We start from the raw sequence: 18,772 nt of genomic DNA, 5'->3' as shown, positions 1-18,772 counted from the left end.
CGCCTTCCCATTGATCTGGTAATGCCAATTCGGTGTTGACACCCGTCGATCACAGGCATGTACTGGGCTGACCTGTTACCCACATCACAGGACGGAATTCCATTCCTGGAGGCGTCACGTGCGCGAACGGGTTCGAGGAAGCCTCTCAGCTGCGGCGACGACGGTCCTGATGGTGACTGCCGGCGGGTGCGCCGGATGGGGTGGGACGAATACCGGGTCGGGCGCCAACAGCATTGACGTGCTGATGGTCAACAACCCGCAAATGATCGACCTGCAACAGCTGACGGCGGATCATTTCACCGCCGAGACCGGCATCGGCGTCAATTTCACGGTGCTTCCGGAGAATGACGTCCGCGATAAGATCAGCCAGGAGTTCTCCAGCCAGGCCGGGCAGTACGACGTCGCCTCGCTGAGCAATTTCGAGATTCCGATCTACGCCGGGAGCGAGTGGATCGCCCCGCTCGACGGCTACATCGCCGCCGACGCCGGCTTCGATCAGGGCGACGTCCTGGCGCCGATGACGCAGTCGCTGACGGCGGAGGACGGCAAGATCTACGGCCAGCCTTTCTACGGTGAGTCGTCGTTCCTGATGTACCGCAAGGACGTGCTGGACCAGCAGGGCATCCAGATGCCGGCGAAGCCCACCTGGCAGCAGGTCGCCGACATCGCCGCCCGGGTGGACGGCAAGGTGCCCGGGATGTCCGGGATCTGCCTGCGCGGCCAGCCTGGCTGGGGGCAGGTCTTCGCGCCGCTGACCACCGTCGTGAACACCTTCGGCGGCACCTGGTTCACCGTCGACTGGCAGGCGCAGGTGGATGCGCCCGAGTTCCACCAGGCCACTCAGTTCTACGTCGACCTGGTCCGGAACCACGGTGAGATCGGCGCGCCCCAGGCCGGCTTCACCGAATGCCTGAACAACATGGTCCAGGGCAACTCCGCGATGTGGTACGACGCCACGAGCGCCGCCGGCACGCTGGAGGCAGCCGACTCACCCGTCAAAGGCAAGATCGGGTACGCCGCGGCGCCGGTCGTCCTGACGAAGAGCTCCGGCTGGCTCTACGCCTGGTCCTGGAGCATCCAGCAGGCCAGCGAGAAGAAGGACAACGCCTGGAGGTTCATCTCCTGGGCGTCCAGCCGGGAGTACGAGGAACTGGTGGGCACCGAGCTCGGCTGGTCCCGGGTCCCGGCCGGCAAGCGCGCTTCGACCTACGAGAACCCGCAGTACCTGCAGGAGGCCGGCGCGTTCGCCGAGCAGCAGCTCGCCGCCATCCAGAGCGCCGACCCGCGCAACCCGGGTGTGCAGCCCCGGCCGGCGATCGGGATCCAGTTCGTCGACATCCCGGAGTTCACCGACCTCGGCACGCAGGTCTCCCAGCACGTCAGCTCCGCCATCGCCGGCCGGATGAGTGTCGACGAGGCCCTGGAACGCGGTCAGGAGCTGGCCGACGACGTCGCCGAACGTTATCGGGCCCGGCAGGGCTGACCCTCGGCTCCAGCTCTCCACGGAAGGGGAACGGCGGCATGACTCTCGCGGTGGAGAAGACCGGCCGGGACCAGACCGAACCGCAACCATCGGCCTCGAGTGCCCGGCGGTTCGCCGGCTGGGGCCGGCGGGCGCCGCTGTTACCCGCGCTGATTTTCATGATCGTGGTGACCCAGCTGCCGTTCGTGGCGACCCTGGTGATCTCGTTCATGAACTGGAACGCCTATTACCCGGACGAGATCGGCTTCGCCGGCTTCGACAACTTCGCCCGGGTCCTCACCGACGTCAACATGCGCGACGCGGTGGTGACGACCATCCTGCTCACCGCCTCCGTGGTGATCGTCAGTCTGCTGCTGGGGCTCGGCATCGCCCTGCTGCTGGACCGCAATTTCCGGGGCCGCGGCGCGGTCCGCACGATGATGATCGCCCCGTTCCTGGTCGTCCCGGTCGCCGCCGCCCTGCTGTGGAAGCACGCCCTCTACAACCCCGAGTACGGCTTGTTCAACGGCGCCCTCACCGGGCTCTGGAGCCTGTTCGGCTCGGACAACCCACCGCAACCGGACTGGATCAGCAACGGGCCCCTCTGGTCGATCATCTTCGCGCTGGTCTGGCAGTGGACGCCGTTCATGATGCTGATCCTGCTGGCCGGGCTGCAGGGCCGCCCGCTGGACGTGATCGAGGCGGCCCGCATCGACGGCGCGACGACCTGGCAGATCTTCACCAACATGACGCTGCCGCACCTGCGCCAGTACATCGAGCTGGGCGGGCTGCTCGGCTCCATCTACGTGGTGCAGAACTTCGACCACGTCTTCACCATCACCTCGGGCGGTCTCGGCACCGCGAACCTGCCGTACGCGGTGTATCAGACCTTCTACAACGCCCACGACTACGGCCGGGCGTCGGCCGCGGCCGTCGTGGTGGTCGTCGGCACCATCATCATCGCCACCTTCGCACTGCGGACCGTGTCCACCCTCTTCCGGCAGGAGACAGGCCGATGACGTCGATCACCGATACCGGACCGGTCCCGGCCACCCGCACCGAGGCCGGCGAGCCGCGCCGCCCGCGCAAGCCGCGCAGCGGCCCGCTGCTCTCGCTCGCCGCCTGGGCGGTCGGTCTGCTGTTCGTGCTGCCGGTGGCCTGGATGGTGCTGACCTCGTTCCACAGCGAGGCGGATGCCGCGACGAACCCGCCGTCGGTGTTCGCCCCGCTGACGCTGGAGGGCTACCGCGAGTTCTTCACCGGCGGGGCCAACCCGTGGCCGCCGCTGGCCAACTCGCTGACCGCCAGCCTGGTGTCCACGGTCTTCGTGCTGCTGCTGGCCATTCCGGCCGCGTACGCGCTGTCGATCAAGCCGGTGAAGAAGTGGACCGACGTGCTGTTCTTCTTCCTCTCCACCAAGATGCTGCCGGTCGTCGCCGGCCTGCTGCCGCTCTATCTGTTCGCCCAGAACGCCGGCCTGCTGGACAACATCTGGCTGCTGATCCTCTTCTACACCTCGATGAATCTGCCGATCGCGGTCTGGATGATGCGGTCGTTCCTGATCGAGGTGCCGGTGGAGATGCTGGAGGCCGCCAGCATGGACGGTGCCGGCCTGGCACGTACGCTCCGCTCGGTCATCGCCCCGGTGGTCATGCCGGGCATCGCCGCGACCTCGCTGATCTGTTTCATCTTCAGCTGGAACGAACTGCTGTTCGCGCGGGTTCTCACCGCCACCGTGGCGGAGACCGCGCCGGTGTTCCTGACCAGCTTCGTGACCAGCCAGGGCCTGTTCCTGGCCCAGCTGTGCGCGGCGGCGTTCGTGGTGTCGTTGCCGGTGCTGGTCGCCGGCTTCGCCGCGCAGGACAAGCTGGTCCAGGGCCTGTCCCTCGGCTCGGTCAAGTGATCCGCGCCCGTCCCCCGACCACACGACCGACCACGACCGGGAGGGCCCGATGACCGCCCTGACCGCAGCGACCCTGCCCGACCTGCCCGCCGAGGTGCCGGGACCCACCTACGACCGGCGGCGGTTGCGCACCGGCATCGTCCATTTCGGGGTCGGCGGCTTCCACCGCGCGCACCAGGCGATGTACCTGGACCGGCTGATGAACGACGGCAAGGCCCTCGACTGGGCGATCTGCGGCGTCGGCGTGATGCCCGCCGACCGGCGGATGAAGGAGGTCCTCGACGCGCAGGACGGGCTCTACACCCTCGTCGTCAAGGCGCCGGACGGCACCCTGGAGCCCCGTGTCATCGGCTCCATCCACGACTATCTGTTCGCGCCCGACGACCCCGAGGCGGTCATCGGGAAGCTCACCGACGAGGCGACCCGCATCGTGTCGCTGACGGTGACCGAGGGCGGCTACAACTTCTCGCCCGTCACCGGTGAGTTCGACGAGTCGAACCCGGCCGTCCGGAACGACCTGCGGCCCGGTGCGGCCCCCACCACGACGTTCGGGCTCATCACGGAGGCGCTGGCTCGCCGCCGGGACCGCGGCACGCCCCCGTTCACCGTCATGTCCTGCGACAACATCCAGGGCAACGGCCACGCCGCCCGGCGCAGCTTCGTCGCGTTCGCGCGCCTGCGCGACCCCGGCCTCGCCGCCTGGATCGACCGGGAGGTCCGCTTCCCCAACTGCATGGTGGACCGGATCACCCCGGTCACCACCGAGCAGGACATCGCCGAGGTCAGCAGCCGGTTCGGGCTGGACGACCGCTGGCCGGTCGTCTGTGAGCCGTTCACCCAGTGGGTCCTGGAGGACGACTTCACGCTCGGGCGCCCGCCGCTGGAGGAGGCCGGTGTGCAGCTGGTCGACGACGTCGAGCCGTACGAGCTGATGAAGCTGCGCCTGCTCAACGCCGGCCATCAGGCGCTCTGCTACTTCGGCTACCTGGCCGGGTACCGGCTCGTGCACGAGGCCTGCCAGGACAAGCTGTTCGCCGGCTTCCTGCTCGCCTACATGGAACGGGAGGCGACCCCGACGCTGCGGCCGGTGCCCGGCATCGACCTGACCGCGTACCGGCACACCCTGATCGACCGGTTCTCCAACGCCGCGGTGCGCGACACCATCGCCCGGCTGTGCGCCGAGAGTTCCGACCGCATCCCGAAGTGGCTGCTGCCGGTGATCCGCGAGAACCTGGCCACCGGCAACGAGATCCATCGCGCCACCGCCGTCGTGGCCGCCTGGGCCCGGTACGCCGAAGGTGTCGACGAGCAGGGCGAGCCCATCGCCGTCGTCGACCCGCTGCGGGACGTGCTGATGGCGAACGCCCGGCGCCAGCGGGAGGATCCGCTCGCGTTCGTGGCGAACCGGCAGCTGTTCGGCGACCTGGCCGACGACGAGCGGTTCGTGGCGGCCTACCGGCGGGCCCTCGCGGCGCTGCACCGCATCGGCGCCCGCGCCACGCTGGAGCAGCTGGTCAGCACGCCCGCGCCCGGAGACGCCGGCTGACGGATCGCCGAGAACGCCGGGGGCTCGGGCGTGAGCCGGGTGGGGTAGGTAACCCGCCGAACGGCCGACGGCAATCCCAGAGGTACGGCGTATGAGACGGCTGCCTCACCGCGCCCGGTCCGGTGGTCAGCCCGCGTCCCGGCCGAAGCGGCGGCGGTACTCGCTCGGGGCCAGGCCGGTCTCGCGGCGCAGGAGCGATGGTGGAGCCGGCCGGAACGGTGACCGTCGGCGACCGGCACGAGGACGTGCCCGGCCACGTCGACGCGACGATCGGGCACGTGCTGTAGCCCGGCTGCTGACGTCAGAGACGTGCCAGCCAGTGATGTCCCGGGTGCACGCGGGCGAGCAGCCCGGCCAGGGCGGCACGCTGGGCCGAGGTCAGGTGCGGGACGGTCCCGTCGAAATCCGTCTCGTCCTTCGGCCGGGCGCTCTTGGCCTTGAACAGCAGCACCAGCTCCGGCGCGAGATAGGGAACGCCGTCCCCGGTGTGGTGGATGATCTCCCGGTACGGCAGCCGGATCGATGCGTCGCGCCGGCAGATCCAGGTGTCGCCGTCGTGCGGTTCCCGGAACACGTCGAGCAGGTAGTTGCCGGTGCCCGGGTCGCGTATCCAGGTCTGGTGGGTGGCCGCCACCTCGTCCGGCGTGGCGTTCTCCCAGATGCGGCCGCTGGCGACCACGTCGAAGACGTACCCGGGGAAGCGGCCGCGGATCTCCGGGAAGCTCGCGGCCGGGATCCCGATCTCGATGTCCCCGTGGTCGCGTGTCTGCTCGCCGCGGAACAGGTCCAACGCCCAGCCCGCCGCCACGTACCAGGGTGTCGCTGTGCCGGCCAGATGGTGGGCGACCTGGTGCGGGGTCCAGCAGGACGACCACCTGACACCCAGGGCGTCGATCTCCTCCGGTGTCAGCTCGATGCCGCCGGCCGGCAACTGCTCACTCACCGGAGGAACCTATCAGCGACCCCGGTTCCTTGGTCGTGGTTGGTCACCGGAGCTCAGGCCGCCGTGCGCGGAGGGCGGGTGGACTCCGGCCCGGTGAGCCGGAGTCCCCTGCGTCACCCGATGCGCTGCACCAACTTCGCCGCGACGGCGCCGACGACGCCGCTGACGACCGGCGTCGCGATGGCGGGCAGGCGCGTCCGCTTCATCACCCAGGCGGTGGCCACGGTGGTCACTACCGGCAGGGCGGTCTTCACGATCGTGTTCGCGTTCATCAGGTCTCGCTCCCCTGGATCGGCGGTACTGACCGGTTCATACCCACCGAGACGCCGTCGTAGGCACCTTGGAAGAGGTACGCACCGACGGCCACCTACCGGCGATCGCTGCTCCAGCGTGGGCCGACCTCGAGCCACTCCGCCGTCCAGTCGCGATCGCGTCGCCGATCCAGGACGCGGCGGCCTACGCGGAGCAGTGCGGCGAAGCCGCCGGCTGCGCAGAGAGCCACCGCCACGCCGACCAGGATCGCCTGCACCGTCGGACCATGAGCGGCCGGCGGTATCTTAGGGGTTCCGCTGTCGTTCACCCAGATCCCGACCCGCGTGCCGGCCCGGGCCCCCGGGTCGGCGTTGACGATGCCGTGGTGTGCCGCTCCGTCCGGCGCGGTCCAGGTAGCGCGTGCGGAGTGCGTCGAGACCGTGCCGTCCGCACTGGGCGTACCAGCGTTCTCGGTCAGCACTGCCCACACCCGGAACAGTTGTTTCCGTTCCGACTGCTGCTCACGCAGTTCGGACCGGTACGTGGCCGTCCCGGCCCACCAGCTCGCCAGGGGCGCACCCGCCAGGAACGAGAAGACCAGCACGAACACCATCAGACTCTCGATCCGGTCCGAGGTACGGCGCAACATGTTGCGCTGCCCGCGCCACCGACGCCCGATCATCTCCCGCACCCTCCTCCTCGCGCCTCGAGGCCACCGGAGCAGCAGACCGGCGGCACACCAGACGATGGCCGGGCGGCCCGGAACCCGCTTCATCCCCGGAAGGTGAACCTGCTTTCACGGGCGGCGCTCGAACGGGTGGCAGCGTCGTACACGTGCATCCGCCCCACGGGTGGCGTTCACCCGTCGCGGATGAGTTCGGAATTCGCCGGTGGTGCCACCATCGCGGCATGACCGGCAATGCGGCTCGGCGAAAGCGGCACCGTACGAGGACCACGACGGGCGCACCGGCGTGAGGGCACCTCCGTGGCGGTTCCGCCGGAGAACACGGCACGCCGGGGCGCCGGGATGGCGGGAACAGGTCGTCGAGGTGCAGGGGCGTCCCGTCTTCGTACGCGTCGGCCCCCGCATCGACGGCACCACTCCGGTCGTACACGTGCATGGTTTTGCGGTGTCCGGCAGCTATCTGATGCCGACCGCCGTGGCGCTCGCCCACCGTGCCACGTCGTTCGTCCCCGACCTGCCCGGTTACGGCCGTAGTCACGGCTGGGGCCACGTCCTGGGCATCTCGTCGCTGGCCTGGGCCCTGCTGGAGACCCTCGACGCACTTGGTCTGCCGCGGGCGACCCTGGTGGGCAACTCGATGGGTGGGCCGGTGTGCCTGGAGGTCGCGCACAGCGCCCCGGAACGGGTCGCCGGCGTCGTCCTCGTCTCACCGGCCGGCGGGGTGCACAATCAGCCCCTCGGGCGGGCCCTCACCCAGCTGGCCCGCGACGCGCTGCGCGAGAGCCGGGAGATGGTCGGGGTCGTGGTGCCGGACTATCTGAGCTTCGGGCCGGTGAACGCCCTGCAGCTGTTCAGCGAGCTCACCCGCTTTCCCTCGCTCGAACGCCTGCTGCGCACCCCGGTTCCCACGCTCGCGGTGCTCGGCTCCCGAGATCCGCTCATGCCGCCCCCGGAGCGGGTGCGGGAGATCGGCCGCCTGGCGCCTCCACAGGTGGAGATCGCCGTGCTCGACGGTGCCGCACACGCGATCAATTTCAGCCATCCGGAGGCGCTGGCCCGGATCGTCGAGCACTGGCTCGACGCACGCGAAAGCACCGGCGAGGCGAGCCGGCCCGGCATCGCACCGGGGCCGGGCGCAACCTGAGCAGAAAGGCCGATCAGGCCCTGCCGAGGAAGCCGCGCAGGACCGCCGCCATCGCGGTGGTGAGGTCGGCGCGGTTCGCCTCGGTGCCCGGTGGCGGGGCGGTGCGCGCGCCGGCGCCGGCCAGCCGGTCGAACAGCAGGCCGTCGATGCAGGCGACGAGGTGGCTGCCGGCCTGCTGCGGGTCGGGGACGCCGGCGGCCGCGAGCATCGCCGCCGACTGGGCGCGGGAGGCGTCGCCGTAGGCCAGGATCGTCCGGATCTCCGGGTGGTGGGTGGCCTCCAGCAGGCAGGCGTAGCGGGCGAGCGTGCGGTTGCGTCCGTCGCTCATCCATCCGTCGAGCACCCGGGCGATCAGAGCGGCCATCGCCTCGACGTCGGTGAGGACCGGGGCGGGGGCGTCCGCGTCGCCGGGCAGCCGGCCCGCCTGCAGGTCGAGCCGGTCGAGGTCGGCGATGCGGCGGACCACCGCTTCGATGAGCGCCTTGCGGGTCCGGAAGTACGCCGATGTCGTGCCTTCCGGCAGTTCGGCGCGGCGGTCCACGGCCCGGTGCGTCAGGCCGCGCATGCCCTCCTCGGCGAGAACATCGATCGCGGTGTCGGTCAGGAGCGCGAACCGGTCGGCCGGCATGGTGGCATCACCTCTTTCTACACCTGTAGTATGACTTCTACATCTGTAGAAGGAGTGATGATGGCATCCAGCGCAGTGGTGATAGGCGGGGGCATCGGCGGCCTCAGCGCCGCGATCGGCCTGAGCCGGGCGGGCCGGCGGGTGACCGTCCTCGAACGGGCTCCCGAGTTCCGCCCGGTGGGCGCCGGGGTGGTGCTGCAGGCCAACGGGCTGCGCTGCCTCGACGCGCTCGGCATCGGAGCGGCCGTGCGGCAGGGCGGCCGCCCGGACATGTCCGGCGGCACGCGCCGGGCGGACGGGCGATGGCTGGCCCGCGTCGAGGCCGGCCGGCTGGAGCGGGCGCTCGGCACCCCGGCGTACGGCATCCACCGGGCCGTCCTGCACAAGATCCTCCTGGACGCCCTGCCCCGCGACGTCGTGGTCCGGACCGGCGCCGAGGTCACCGCCGTCACCGCGGACGGCGACGTCACCTGGCAGAGCCCGGACGGCCCCGCACACATACAGGCCGATCTGGTGGTCGGCGCGGACGGCATCCGCAGCACCGTCCGCAAGAGGCTGTGGCCCGGCGTCGCCGACCCGGTGCGCATCGGGGTGACCGCCTGGCGCGGGATATCCCCCGTCTGGACCGAGGACCTCGTCGTCGCGATCAGCTGGGACCCGGGTGCCGAGTTCGGCATCGTGCCGCTGGCGGACGGCCGGGTCTACTGGTTCGCCGCCGTCAACGCCGCACCGGGCAGCGCACCGGCGGAGATCGACGCCCGGTTCCAGCACTGGCACGAGCCGATCCCCGCGCTGGTCGCCGCGACCACCACCGTCCTCCGCGACGAGCTCTCCTGCCTCGACGAGCCGCTGCCGAGTTACGTCAACGGCCGCGTCGCCCTGCTGGGGGACGCGGCCCACGCGATGACGCCGAACCTGGGCCAGGGCGCCAACCAGGCGCTCGAGGACGCTGTCGTGCTCGCCGCCGTCGCCGGGCAACCCGGCGGACTGGCCGCGTACGACCGGCAGCGCCGCCCGCGCAGCCAACAGGTGGCGAAGGCCTCGCGAATGATGGGCAGGTTCGGTCAGCAGTTGGAGAACCCGCTGGCGGTGGCGGCCCGCAACACGCTCATCAAGCTTGTCCCGCCGCGGCTGGCTCTGCGCTCGATGGCCCGCCACGCCGACTGGCACCCACCGGCGTGACCGGCCTCGCTAGCGGACGTCGGCGGTGACCATGCCGGTCCCGCCGGTAGGAACCTGCGTGACCACGACGCCGGCCGGATCGAGGAAGCCGGTCGGCCCCAGCCCGAGGCGGACCCCATCCCGGTCGCCGGTGACGTCGGCCGACACCACCCACATGCCGGTCTCGCGGGCCCGGCACGCCCGGATCTCGTTGTGCCGGTGCTGCCACCGCAAAGCCGTCTCGCGCCGCATCATGTTCTGCGCCGGCACCAGCAGCACCTGCGCCCCACCGGCGGCCACCGCGGCTGCCGCCTGCGGGAACTGGGTGTCGAAGCAGATGTTGACGCCGAACCGGACGCCACCACGCTCGAAGACCGGATAACTGTCACCCGCGGTGAACACCGACTCCCCCGCCGTCAGGAACGTCTTGCGGTACCGGCCGGCGACCCGGCCCGCGTCGATCACCACCGCGGTGTTGTAGTACCTGTCGCCGGCCCGCTCGATCATGCCGAACACCAGCATCTGCGGGACCTCGGCCAGCCTCGCCAACACCGGGTCGAGGCCCCCGGAATCTATGTCGAGCGCCTGGTTGCGTACAAAATGAACGGTGGTCAGATAGCCCTGCAGAAAGCCCTCGGGAAACAGCAGAAGATCGACCCCCGCAGCGGTCGCCCGGTCGGCGAAGCCGCGAACGATCCGCACTGCCTCGTCCACGTCCGCGAAGATCTCCCGCGTCTGGCACGTGCCGATCCGCATCGGACCAGGCTAGCGCCGATCCGTCACGCGTTGACCGCGGCGGCCTCGGTGAGGCCGGCCAGACTCATCAACTGGGCCGCCGAGAGATCTTGTCGGAACAGTAGGGTGCTCGAATGCCGAATCTCGCCATCGATGCGGACCGCGCCGAACACCAGGCCCGGCACCGGCTTGCCCGCTGGGTCGCGGTGGTGTTCGTGGCACTCGTAGTCGCTGCGGGGCTGGGCTCGGCCGGCGCGTGGCTGGGATGGCGGGGCGCCGATCCGTTGCCGAGCGATCAACGGGCCAGTGAGATCGTCGCCGAGGTTCTGCCCGGTGCCGCGGTGGGTGGGACCGAGCGGTGGGACGCGATCTTCGACGACCCGGCGCCGGACTGGACGACCCGTCTGATCAGCGATGACGAGTACGACGGCGGGTCGGTGCTGGTACCGGTTCGTGTCGGCGACATCGCCGCGGTCCGTGTAACGCTGGAGCGGGCCGGGTGGCAGGTCCCACCGGACGTCCGCAGTGAGCGGGTCTCCGACGCCGAGACCGTGGAGTTTGTGACCGCGCGCCGCGACGGAGTGGAGCTGGCGGTGTTCCACAGCAGTTGGAACGGCGGTGAGGGGGTCGTCTTTCAGCGTCCCGAGCCGGCACCGGCCCGGCCGACGGCACTGGTCGGCGGGGTCCTCGGGCTCCTGCTCGGCGGGTGGGCGGCGGTGAGGTTCACTGCCCGGCACGTCGGGCGCCGGCCGTGGAACGCGCCGGCCTGGAGTGGGGGCGCGTTGCTGGCGTTGCCCTCGATCGCGGCCATGTCGGAGCTGGTCTCTCCCACCGGGGCGATCCCGCCGGACGTGCCGGGGGCGCCTTGGGAGGGCTACATGGTCTTCAAGCTGTTGACGATCCTCGGTCTGATCGGCTGGGGATATGCCGTTGTGTCACGGCTCCGTGCAAGGGCGGCAGGGTAGGCGCGTCTCCGCATGGCTGGTGTGTGTCCGCAGCTTCCAGCAGCAGACCGCCGGTAACGGCCAGGCGTCTCTCAGAATTCCTGGTACATCAGGTGCAGTCCGACCCGGCCGAGGACGGGATGCGCGAAGGCCTCGGGGACGGTGCCGAGAATCCGGAAACCGTGCCGCTCGTAGAGTCGTACGGCCGAGTGGTTGGATTCGACGACCGCGTTGAACTGCATTCCCGCATAGCCGGCACTCCGGGCCCAGTCGAGCGCATCACGGCACAAGGCGGTACCGGCGCCCCGGTTCCGGGATCCGCCGGCCACCATGAAACTGGCCGTGGAGATGTGCGATCCGGGGCCCGGACGGTTCGGCCCCATCTTCGCCGTGCCGAGGACCCGTCCCCCGTCGACCGCGACAACGGTCCGGCCCGGCGGGCTCTCGACCCAGATGGCACGCGCCTGTCCCTCGCTCATGTCCGGGTCGTAGGGGAACGTCTCCCGCCCGCTGACCACCTCATGGATGATCGTCCACACCTGCGGCCAGTCGGCATCGTCGAGCTCGCGCACCTGCATCGCCGGACTATAGATCCCGCGCCACATCGCAGCCAGCAGTTATCGGGCCCGCTGTGGTGTGATCGGATCGTGCGGGTGACGATGGCGACCGACGCGGGACACCCGGGCCGGGCCAACGAGGACTTCGCCGGCGCCGTGCCGTCCGGCCTGGTGCTGGTCGACGGCGCGGGTGGGATCGCCGGCGCAGAGAAGGTCTGCCGGCACGGCGTGGCGTGGTACGCCACCCGGCTCGGCGGCGCCCTCCTGAGCGCGCTGTCCCAGGACCGGAGTCTGCGGGACGTCCTGGCCGAAGGCATCGGACGGGTCACCGACGAGCACCGCGACACGTGCGACGTCCGCGACTCGATCAGCCCGTACGCGGCCGTGGCGATGCTCCGGTTCACCGGCGGGAGGGTCGAGCACCTGGTCCTCGGCGACGCGACGGTGGTGGTCGGCCGGGCCGGCGCCGAGCCGTTCGCCGTCCACGATGCACGCGAGGTGGTGATCGCCCGGTCCTTCGAGGCCCGGCTGAAGGGCGTTCCGCGGGGCAGCGACGAACACCGGCGGCTGCTGCTGGAGTTGCGGGCCCGGCGCAACCGCCCGGGCGGCTTCTGGGTGGCCAAGGACGACCCGCAGGTCGTGGACGAGGCGTACACCGGCAGTTGCCCTGCGCGCGAGGCGACCGGAGCGGCGCTGCTCAGCAACGGGGCGAGCCGGCTCGTCGACACTTTCCGGCTCACCGACTGGGCCGGGTTGCTGGACCTGCTGGCAACCGGCGGGCCCGGCGAGGTCATCCGCCGGGTCCGGGAGGCCGAGACCCGCGACGGCGTCGCCACCGACGACGCCACGATCGTCTACCGCCACGGAATGCGCTGACGCTCACCTAGGAGCCGGGTTGCAGCCAGGCCCGCACCGTCAGCACGGCGTCGGCGAATGCCTCCGGCGCTTCCTGAGGAAGGTTGTGACCGGCGTCGACCAGCCGATGCTCGTGGCGGGCGCCGAACATGGGCGCGTGGTCGGCGGTGCCGCCCGGTTTGAGGGTGTCGGTGGCGCCGTCCAGCGTCACCGCGGGCACGGTGATCTTCGGCCGGGTGGCGAGACGGGCTTCCAGGTCTTCGTACACCGGAGCGCCCGGGGCCTGGCCGAGCGCGTGGCGGTACGCGTGGACGACGACGTCGACGAAGTCCGGGTTGTCGAACGACGGCGCGGTCCGGGCGTACGTCGCCTCGCTGAACGCCCATTGCGGGGACCACTGGCGCCACAACATCCGGCACAGTTCCCGGCGGTGAGCGGTCAGGCCCTCGCGGCCGCGCTCGGTCTGGAACAGATGCTGGTACCACACCGCATGCTCGATGGCCGGGTCGAACGCGTGCCGTTGACGATCGACGTCGATGATGTCGTAACCGGCCATCGACACCAGGCCGGCGACGCGCGCCGGCCACGACACGGCCGCGACGCAGGACGCGAGGCCACCCCAGTCGTATCCGGCCAGAATGACGCTGTCCAGTTCCAGCGCGCCGGCCAGGGCGATCAGGTCGGATCCGAGGGCCGCCTGCTGCCCGCTGCGCATGGTGTCCGCGGAGAGGAACCGGGTGGGGCCGAACCCCCGGAGATACGGACGGACCACTCGGGCGCCGCGAGCGGTCAGAGCCGGAACAACAAGATCAAAGGCATGGATGTCGTACGGGAAACCGTGCGACAGAATGACCGGCCAGCCGTCTCGCGGACCGTCGTCCAGATGGGCGACCGACAACACACCGGCATCCACGCGACGCACGACGTCACGATCTGCCGCGCCTTCGGACATGCCACGCATGCTAGTGCGTCGCCGTGCGGCCTTGCACGGGCGATCCGGCATGCTGTGGTTCATGATTCTTCCCGCCATCGCCGCCGGCCGACGACATTCGTTGGGGCTGCGCGCTGACGGCACCGTGGTCGCGGCAGGCGACGGCGCCTCGGGTGAGTGTCGCATCGACGACTGGGTCCGGATGGTCGCGGTGGCGGCGGGCAACGTGCACACGGCGCCGAACACCGGGCGGTCCCACAGCGTCGGCCTGCGCGCGGACGGAACCGTGACGGCGACCGGGTGGAACGGTGACGGCCAGTGTGACGTCGCGTCCTGGCTCGATGTCACCCTCGTCGCCGCAGGCTGGCGCCGCACCCTGGGGCTGACCGGTGACGGCACCGTGCTGGCCGCGGGAAGGCTTCGCGAGGGAGCATGCGACGTCGGCCGGTGGCGCGAGATCGTCGGATTGGCTTGCGGGGACTGGCATTCGGTGGGCCTGCGCGCCGACGGGACCGCCGTCGCGGTCGGCAACGATCGCCGCGGGCAGTGCGGGGTCGGCACGTGGCGCGACATCTCCGCCGTCGCGGCCGGGTACCTTCACACGGTCGGTCTGACCAACGACGGACGAGTCGTCGCGGCCGGGGACCGATCGGCGGGCGCCTGCGACGTCAGCGACTGGCGGGACGTCGTGGCGGTGGCGGCCGGGAGCTACCACACCGTCGGCGTCACCGCGGGCGGCCGGGTCCTGGCCGCGGGAAGCGCCGATTCCGGCCGGTGCGACGTGGGCGGCTGGCGCGGAATTGTCGCTGTGGCGGCCGGGTCCACCCACACGCTCGGGCTGCGCGCGGACGCAACGGTGGTCGCCGCCGGAAACAACGAGCACGGCCAGTGCGATGTCGCCGGCTGGGACACGATCCGGTCGCCTGACTGACACGACTCGGCGGGGACGGCCGCCGGGCGGTGTCACGCGCCGGTGACGCCGTCTGCCAGCTCGCGCAGGATGTCGAGGTGGCCGTTGTGGCGGGCGGTCTCCTCGATGAGGTGCAGGAGCACGAACCGCATGGTCGCCGTCCGGCCGTCGCTCATGGTGCGCTGCGAGCGGCTGTCCAGGTCCACCCCGGCGACGAACTGACGGAACCGCCCGGACTGGGCGTCGTACTCGTCGAGGAGCTGGGCCAGCGGCACGTCGAGCGCGATCCGCATCTCCCGGTCCGGGTCCTCGTCGGTCCAGGGCGCCTTGTCCTCCTGGCCGCGGAACACGACCTCGAACCAGTAGTACTCCACCCATCGGACGTGACTCACCAGCCCGGCCACCGTCGTCAGCGGGGACGTCGGCAACGGCGCCTGGCGTGCCTTCTCGTCGGACAGGCCCTCGCATTTCGCCCGGACTGTGGCTCGTGCGTAGTCGAGCATCGCGGTGAGCGTGCTTCGTTCGTCCCACGCCGCCGGCATGTCCGTCCGTGTCATCCGGCAAGCGTGTCGATCTTCAAGTGCGCTGTCATCCCATTTAGCCGCACCGCGACGCCTGCAGGTCACTCGGTGGGATGATGCTTCACGACGCCCGGCCGGCGGCCGGTGCATCGCCGGTGTCACCTCGCCGGCGCACCTGCGGCACAGCTGCTCGGCCCCCTCGCCGGCCCGGCTGAGTGACAGGTCGGGCTTCCGAATCGGGTACTGACCGGGCGACAGGCTCAACGTTGCGCGGCCGAGCCGGTTACGGTTGGCCACTATGACGACCTACTCCGGTCCGGCGAGGCTCACCCTCGTCGACGGCACCCACGTGTCCGGCATGGCCTCGCTCAGCACCAATCAGCGCGGCGGGGCCGACGGCTGGGGCGGCACGTTCCGCCCGGACCAGACAAGTGCGAACCTTCGCGACGCGACCGACGGATTGCAGCTTGAGCTTCCGTACGACCAGATCGGCACTGTTGCCGTCACCGGCGTCCGGAAGCTTCTCGCCACCCAGATCCTCGTGTCGCTCTCCGGCAGCGGCCCAGCGCCCTTCTGAGATGGCTCGCTCGGGCCGGCGGTACCGGCCGGCCCGAGCGATACCGTCAGACAGCGCTGACCGGCGTACGTCCCACGCAGGTGGCCCCGGTGCACCCGATCCAGTGACAGCCCCGGCCCGGGGCCGCACGAAGCCGGAAGGTGCCCGTTGATGAGCCGGAACGACGCTTTCTGCCGCGAGGACCGCTGGTAACGGCGACGACCGGGCAACGCCTCAGGCTCTCCTCCGGCTTGCCGCCGCCGGGGTACGCAGGCGGGCCGCGGCCAGCCACGCGGTGGCGGCGGCAGCCAGGAGCAGGGCGATGTTGAGCCCGATGTCGGCGAACTCGCCGCGGGAGACATGCGTCACGATGCCGCCCACCTGAATGAGGGTCAGCCCGGCGGCCGCGGCCACCGACAGGCGCGGCAGGATGCCGGTCAGCGGCGGCAGGACGAGACCGGCCGCGCCGAGCACCTCGAGCACGCCGATGGCGCGGACGACAGGCATCGGGACCCGGTCGACCCAGCCCATCAGCGGGAGAAGCTCCTGCTGGGTGAGCAGGATCTTCATGCCGCCGGCATAGAGGTAGAGGGCCGCCAGCAGGGTGGCGATGATCCAGTACGAGCGGGTCGGCGCCCAGGCACGATCGAATGGCATGTGCCGACCCTGCGGCAGGTGCTTGGCCGGCGTCCAAGTCCGCTTCCGTACCACCCATACCGAACCGGTATCGTCGCTGGTGATGGAGCTTCGCCTGCTACGTTACTTCGTGGCCGTCGCCGAGGAACGGCACTTCGGGCGGGCCGCGGCGCGGCTGCACATGACCCAGCCGCCGCTGAGCCGGGCAATCAGGCAGTTGGAGACCGACCTCGGCGTGGTCCTGCTGCGCCGCTCGGCTCTCGGTGTCGCCCTCACCCCGGCCGGTGAGACCCTGCGCGCCGAGGCGTCCGCCCTGCTCGCCCAGGCGGACCAGGTCCGCGCCCGGGTGGCCGCGGCAGCCGGCGACACGACCTTGACGATCGGCACGCTCGGCGACGGTGGTGACGGCGTGAGCCGCCTGGCCGCCACCTTCCGCCACCACCATCCGGCCGTCGCGATCCGTTTCCGCGAGTCGGATTTCAGCGATCCCACCGCCGGCCTGCGGACCGGCCTGGCCGACGTGGCGCTCACCCGGCGGCCGTTCGACGAGACCGGCATCACGGTGCGGGTGTTGCGCTCCGATCCGGTCGGCGTCGTCCTGCGCGCGCAGGACCCGCTCGCCCGCCACAGCACCGTGAGTCTGGCCGACCTGGCCGATCGCCCGTGGTTCCGGCTCCCGGACGGTACGGATCCGCTCTGGCGCACCTATTGGAACGGCGCGACGCCCGTCGGGGGCCGGCATCCGGGGCTGGTGGTGCGCACGGTCGCCGAATGCATGCAGGCCGTCCTCTGGAACGGCATGGTGGGGGTCGCGCCGTTGACCCACGCACTCCCCGACGGGCTGGTCCGGGTCCGGCTGACCGACATGCCGCCGAGCCCACTGGTGGTGGCGTGGGCGAGCGCACGGGAGGACCCGCTGATCCGCTCGTTCGCCCGGATCGCTGTCGCCGCTTATCAGTAGGCGAGCCGGCGAAGTCCGACACCGATCGCATTGCGGACGGGACTTGACCGCTTGTCGCCATAGCGTCGGCCTCATGACGACGACATTGGTCACCGGCGCAACCGGAAACGTCGGCCGCCACACCGTGGCTGCTCTGGCGCACGAGGGACACGCGGTGCGGGCGCTGACCCGCGATCCCGGCAAGGCGGACCTGCCGGGCGCCGAACTGGTCCGTGGCGACCTCACCGACCCGGCCTCGCTGGCCCCGGCTCTGGACGGCGTGGAGGCGGTGCAGCTCATCACCTTCGCCGGCGAGGAGCCGCTGAGCGAGCAGACGAGCGCGGCTGTCGTGAAGCAGCTGCGAGCCGCAGGGGTGCGGCGGGTCACCGTGCTCAACGGCGGGGGCGACACTCCGCTGCAGACGGCCGTACAACAAAGTGATCTTGAATGGACCGTGCTGGTGCCGGTGGAGTTCATGTCCGGCGCGCTGGACTGGGCGCCCTCGATCCGGGACGAGGGCGTGGTGCGGGCGGGCTTCGTCGAGCGCCGCAGCGCGATGGTGCACGAAGCGGACATCGGTGCGGTCGGCGCCGCGGTGCTGGCCGCCGGCGGCTACGGCGGGCAGGAGCTGCCGATCACCGGCCCGGAGGTGCTGACGCCGCCGGACATGGTGCGGATCCTCGGCGAGACGATCGGCCGGGAGGTGCGGCTCATCGCGCTCACCGAGGAACAGGCCAGGGATCAGTGGCGGGCCGAGGGCTTCCCGGACGAGGTCATCGAGTTCTTCGTGTGGGCGCACGGCAGCACACCGGAGATCGGCTACACGGTGGCGCCCACCGTCGAGAAGGTGACCGGCCGCCCGGCGCGGACGTTCGCGCAGTGGGCGCGGGAGAACGCCGGCCAGTTCCGCGAGTGAGGATCACCCGGCGGGAGGCCTGGGGAGATCGTGTGGAGGTTTCGTGACAGGTCTTCCGCCGGAGCGGCCGGTGCCGCAGGGTCTACGCCATGCCTGCTGGGCTGCCGGCAGCCGACCGGGGGGAAGTCGAGTGGCGCTTCGCATCAAACGGTCCTGGGGAGTCGCCGTGGCCGCCCTGGCCGTGGCCGCCACCGTCGTCGTCGCCACCACCCGGAACCATTCGGAGGGCGACTACGTCGACCACCGATACCGCGCCCACCGCACGGCGCTCGCGGAACTGGCTCAGGAATACCGTGCCGGGCGCCTGGACGGCAGCCTCACCCTGCCGCCCGACGTCCGTTCCCTGTCGCCGTCCGGATTCGCCTACGCCGGACAAGACGTTCTCTTCGTGCAGATGTGGCAGAACTGGCGAGCCGAATCGGGCACCGGTCTCGCGTATCTCGCCGCTCCACCCACCACCGGGATGCGCATCACCACTGCCTCGGGCGACTTCGGGTCTCCGCGCCGGGAGGTGGGAGACGGCTGGTGGTGGGTGGAGTAGGCGCCT

Annotated in this window: 22 protein-coding genes; 13 read left to right on the top strand and 9 right to left on the bottom strand. The window is 70.9% G+C overall.

All coding sequences use genetic code 11. The features are described 5' to 3' along the window. Nucleotides 1-244 precede the first annotated feature (244 nt). The 4 genes from AC0NH5_RS17415 to AC0NH5_RS17400 are packed head-to-tail and all read left to right on the top strand — an operon-like array spanning nucleotide 245 to nucleotide 4,911. Nucleotides 245-1,483: an ABC transporter substrate-binding protein gene (locus tag AC0NH5_RS17415; RefSeq protein WP_474405177.1), complete on the top strand. Its 1,239-nt coding sequence runs from the start codon at nucleotides 245-247 to the stop codon at nucleotides 1,481-1,483. A 38-nt stretch (nucleotides 1,484-1,521) separates the two neighbouring features. After that, entirely contained in the window at nucleotides 1,522-2,481 is a 960-nt protein-coding gene (locus tag AC0NH5_RS17410) for a carbohydrate ABC transporter permease (protein ID WP_474404819.1), read from the top strand. After that, nucleotides 2,478-3,365, top strand: a complete 888-nt coding sequence (locus tag AC0NH5_RS17405) for a carbohydrate ABC transporter permease (RefSeq protein ID WP_474404817.1) — start codon at nucleotides 2,478-2,480, stop codon at nucleotides 3,363-3,365. Before AC0NH5_RS17410 ends, AC0NH5_RS17405 begins: the two co-directional genes overlap by 4 nt. 49 nt (nucleotides 3,366-3,414) lie before the next feature. After that, the gene (locus AC0NH5_RS17400) at nucleotides 3,415-4,911 is read left to right on the top strand and encodes a mannitol dehydrogenase family protein (RefSeq protein WP_474404815.1); all 1,497 of its coding nucleotides are present in this window, start codon (nucleotides 3,415-3,417) and stop codon (nucleotides 4,909-4,911) included. Between the two features lie 301 nt (nucleotides 4,912-5,212). On the opposite strand, the gene AC0NH5_RS17395 is transcribed toward AC0NH5_RS17400, so the two are convergent. From AC0NH5_RS17395 to AC0NH5_RS17385, 3 genes are all read right to left on the bottom strand, one after another. Continuing rightward, nucleotides 5,213-5,854, bottom strand: a complete 642-nt coding sequence (locus tag AC0NH5_RS17395) for a nucleotidyltransferase domain-containing protein (RefSeq protein WP_474404813.1) — start codon at nucleotides 5,852-5,854, stop codon at nucleotides 5,213-5,215. Between the two features lie 113 nt (nucleotides 5,855-5,967). Continuing rightward, nucleotides 5,968-6,126 carry a hypothetical protein gene (locus AC0NH5_RS17390; RefSeq protein WP_474404812.1) on the bottom strand — a complete coding sequence of 53 codons (159 nt, stop codon included), beginning with the start codon at nucleotides 6,124-6,126 and terminating at the stop codon, nucleotides 5,968-5,970. Nucleotides 6,127-6,221: 95 nt separating this feature from the next. Next, the gene (locus AC0NH5_RS17385; RefSeq protein WP_474404810.1) at nucleotides 6,222-6,788 is read right to left on the bottom strand and encodes an Rv1733c family protein; all 567 of its coding nucleotides are present in this window, start codon (nucleotides 6,786-6,788) and stop codon (nucleotides 6,222-6,224) included. Nucleotides 6,789-7,155: 367 nt separating this feature from the next. Here AC0NH5_RS17385 and AC0NH5_RS17380 point away from each other — a divergent pair, with 367 nt between their 5' ends. Beyond that, entirely contained in the window at nucleotides 7,156-7,935 is a 780-nt protein-coding gene (locus AC0NH5_RS17380) for an alpha/beta fold hydrolase (RefSeq protein ID WP_474404809.1), read from the top strand. A 13-nt stretch (nucleotides 7,936-7,948) separates the two neighbouring features. Here AC0NH5_RS17380 and AC0NH5_RS17375 read toward each other — a convergent pair whose 3' ends face one another. Continuing rightward, nucleotides 7,949-8,563: a TetR/AcrR family transcriptional regulator gene (locus AC0NH5_RS17375; protein ID WP_474404807.1), complete on the bottom strand. Its 615-nt coding sequence runs from the start codon at nucleotides 8,561-8,563 to the stop codon at nucleotides 7,949-7,951. Between the two features lie 60 nt (nucleotides 8,564-8,623). Between AC0NH5_RS17375 and AC0NH5_RS17370 the strand changes: the two genes are divergently transcribed. After that, nucleotides 8,624-9,745 carry an FAD-dependent monooxygenase gene (locus tag AC0NH5_RS17370; protein ID WP_474404805.1) on the top strand — a complete coding sequence of 374 codons (1,122 nt, stop codon included), beginning with the start codon at nucleotides 8,624-8,626 and terminating at the stop codon, nucleotides 9,743-9,745. Nucleotides 9,746-9,754: 9 nt separating this feature from the next. Here the strand turns inward: AC0NH5_RS17370 and AC0NH5_RS17365 are convergent, their stop codons facing one another. Then, the gene (locus AC0NH5_RS17365; RefSeq protein WP_474404802.1) at nucleotides 9,755-10,480 is read right to left on the bottom strand and encodes a carbon-nitrogen hydrolase family protein; all 726 of its coding nucleotides are present in this window, start codon (nucleotides 10,478-10,480) and stop codon (nucleotides 9,755-9,757) included. 113 nt (nucleotides 10,481-10,593) lie between these two features. Between AC0NH5_RS17365 and AC0NH5_RS17360 the strand changes: the two genes are divergently transcribed. Further along, the gene (locus AC0NH5_RS17360) at nucleotides 10,594-11,424 is read left to right on the top strand and encodes a hypothetical protein (protein ID WP_474404800.1); all 831 of its coding nucleotides are present in this window, start codon (nucleotides 10,594-10,596) and stop codon (nucleotides 11,422-11,424) included. Between the two features lie 71 nt (nucleotides 11,425-11,495). Here the strand turns inward: AC0NH5_RS17360 and AC0NH5_RS17355 are convergent, their stop codons facing one another. Continuing rightward, nucleotides 11,496-11,981, bottom strand: a complete 486-nt coding sequence (locus AC0NH5_RS17355; RefSeq protein WP_474404798.1) for an N-acetyltransferase family protein — start codon at nucleotides 11,979-11,981, stop codon at nucleotides 11,496-11,498. 81 nt (nucleotides 11,982-12,062) lie between these two features. Here AC0NH5_RS17355 and AC0NH5_RS17350 point away from each other — a divergent pair, with 81 nt between their 5' ends. Continuing rightward, nucleotides 12,063-12,836: a hypothetical protein gene (locus tag AC0NH5_RS17350; RefSeq protein ID WP_474405176.1), complete on the top strand. Its 774-nt coding sequence runs from the start codon at nucleotides 12,063-12,065 to the stop codon at nucleotides 12,834-12,836. A 7-nt stretch (nucleotides 12,837-12,843) separates the two neighbouring features. Here the strand turns inward: AC0NH5_RS17350 and AC0NH5_RS17345 are convergent, their stop codons facing one another. Beyond that, nucleotides 12,844-13,737 carry an alpha/beta fold hydrolase gene (locus AC0NH5_RS17345; protein ID WP_474404796.1) on the bottom strand — a complete coding sequence of 298 codons (894 nt, stop codon included), beginning with the start codon at nucleotides 13,735-13,737 and terminating at the stop codon, nucleotides 12,844-12,846. Between the two features lie 91 nt (nucleotides 13,738-13,828). On the opposite strand from AC0NH5_RS17345, the gene AC0NH5_RS17340 reads away from it, so the two are divergent. Then, nucleotides 13,829-14,677 carry an RCC1 domain-containing protein gene (locus tag AC0NH5_RS17340; RefSeq protein ID WP_474404794.1) on the top strand — a complete coding sequence of 283 codons (849 nt, stop codon included), beginning with the start codon at nucleotides 13,829-13,831 and terminating at the stop codon, nucleotides 14,675-14,677. A gap of 32 nt (nucleotides 14,678-14,709) precedes the next feature. Here the strand turns inward: AC0NH5_RS17340 and AC0NH5_RS17335 are convergent, their stop codons facing one another. Further along, nucleotides 14,710-15,213 carry a DinB family protein gene (locus AC0NH5_RS17335; protein ID WP_474404792.1) on the bottom strand — a complete coding sequence of 168 codons (504 nt, stop codon included), beginning with the start codon at nucleotides 15,211-15,213 and terminating at the stop codon, nucleotides 14,710-14,712. A gap of 262 nt (nucleotides 15,214-15,475) precedes the next feature. On the opposite strand from AC0NH5_RS17335, the gene AC0NH5_RS17330 reads away from it, so the two are divergent. Next, nucleotides 15,476-15,754, top strand: coding sequence for a hypothetical protein (locus AC0NH5_RS17330; protein WP_474404791.1), 279 nt, complete (start codon nucleotides 15,476-15,478; stop codon nucleotides 15,752-15,754). A 213-nt stretch (nucleotides 15,755-15,967) separates the two neighbouring features. Here AC0NH5_RS17330 and AC0NH5_RS17325 read toward each other — a convergent pair whose 3' ends face one another. After that, a complete protein-coding gene (locus tag AC0NH5_RS17325) occupies nucleotides 15,968-16,390 on the bottom strand; it encodes a DoxX family protein (protein WP_474404789.1) in 423 nt (140 codons plus the stop codon). 82 nt (nucleotides 16,391-16,472) lie between these two features. On the opposite strand from AC0NH5_RS17325, the gene AC0NH5_RS17320 reads away from it, so the two are divergent. The 3 genes from AC0NH5_RS17320 to AC0NH5_RS17310 all read left to right on the top strand — a co-directional run bounded on the left by AC0NH5_RS17320 (nucleotide 16,473) and on the right by AC0NH5_RS17310 (nucleotide 18,766). Continuing rightward, nucleotides 16,473-17,330 carry a LysR family transcriptional regulator gene (locus tag AC0NH5_RS17320; RefSeq protein WP_474404787.1) on the top strand — a complete coding sequence of 286 codons (858 nt, stop codon included), beginning with the start codon at nucleotides 16,473-16,475 and terminating at the stop codon, nucleotides 17,328-17,330. Nucleotides 17,331-17,403: 73 nt separating this feature from the next. Then, entirely contained in the window at nucleotides 17,404-18,225 is an 822-nt protein-coding gene (locus AC0NH5_RS17315; RefSeq protein WP_474404785.1) for an SDR family oxidoreductase, read from the top strand. Nucleotides 18,226-18,355: 130 nt separating this feature from the next. Next, nucleotides 18,356-18,766: a hypothetical protein gene (locus tag AC0NH5_RS17310; protein ID WP_474404783.1), complete on the top strand. Its 411-nt coding sequence runs from the start codon at nucleotides 18,356-18,358 to the stop codon at nucleotides 18,764-18,766. Nucleotides 18,767-18,772 lie beyond the last annotated feature (6 nt).

The organism is Actinoplanes sp. 13 (assembly GCF_056134165.1).
The sequence above is the reverse complement of the archived record's forward strand: the minus strand, read 5'-3'. Positions and strand labels throughout refer to the sequence as shown.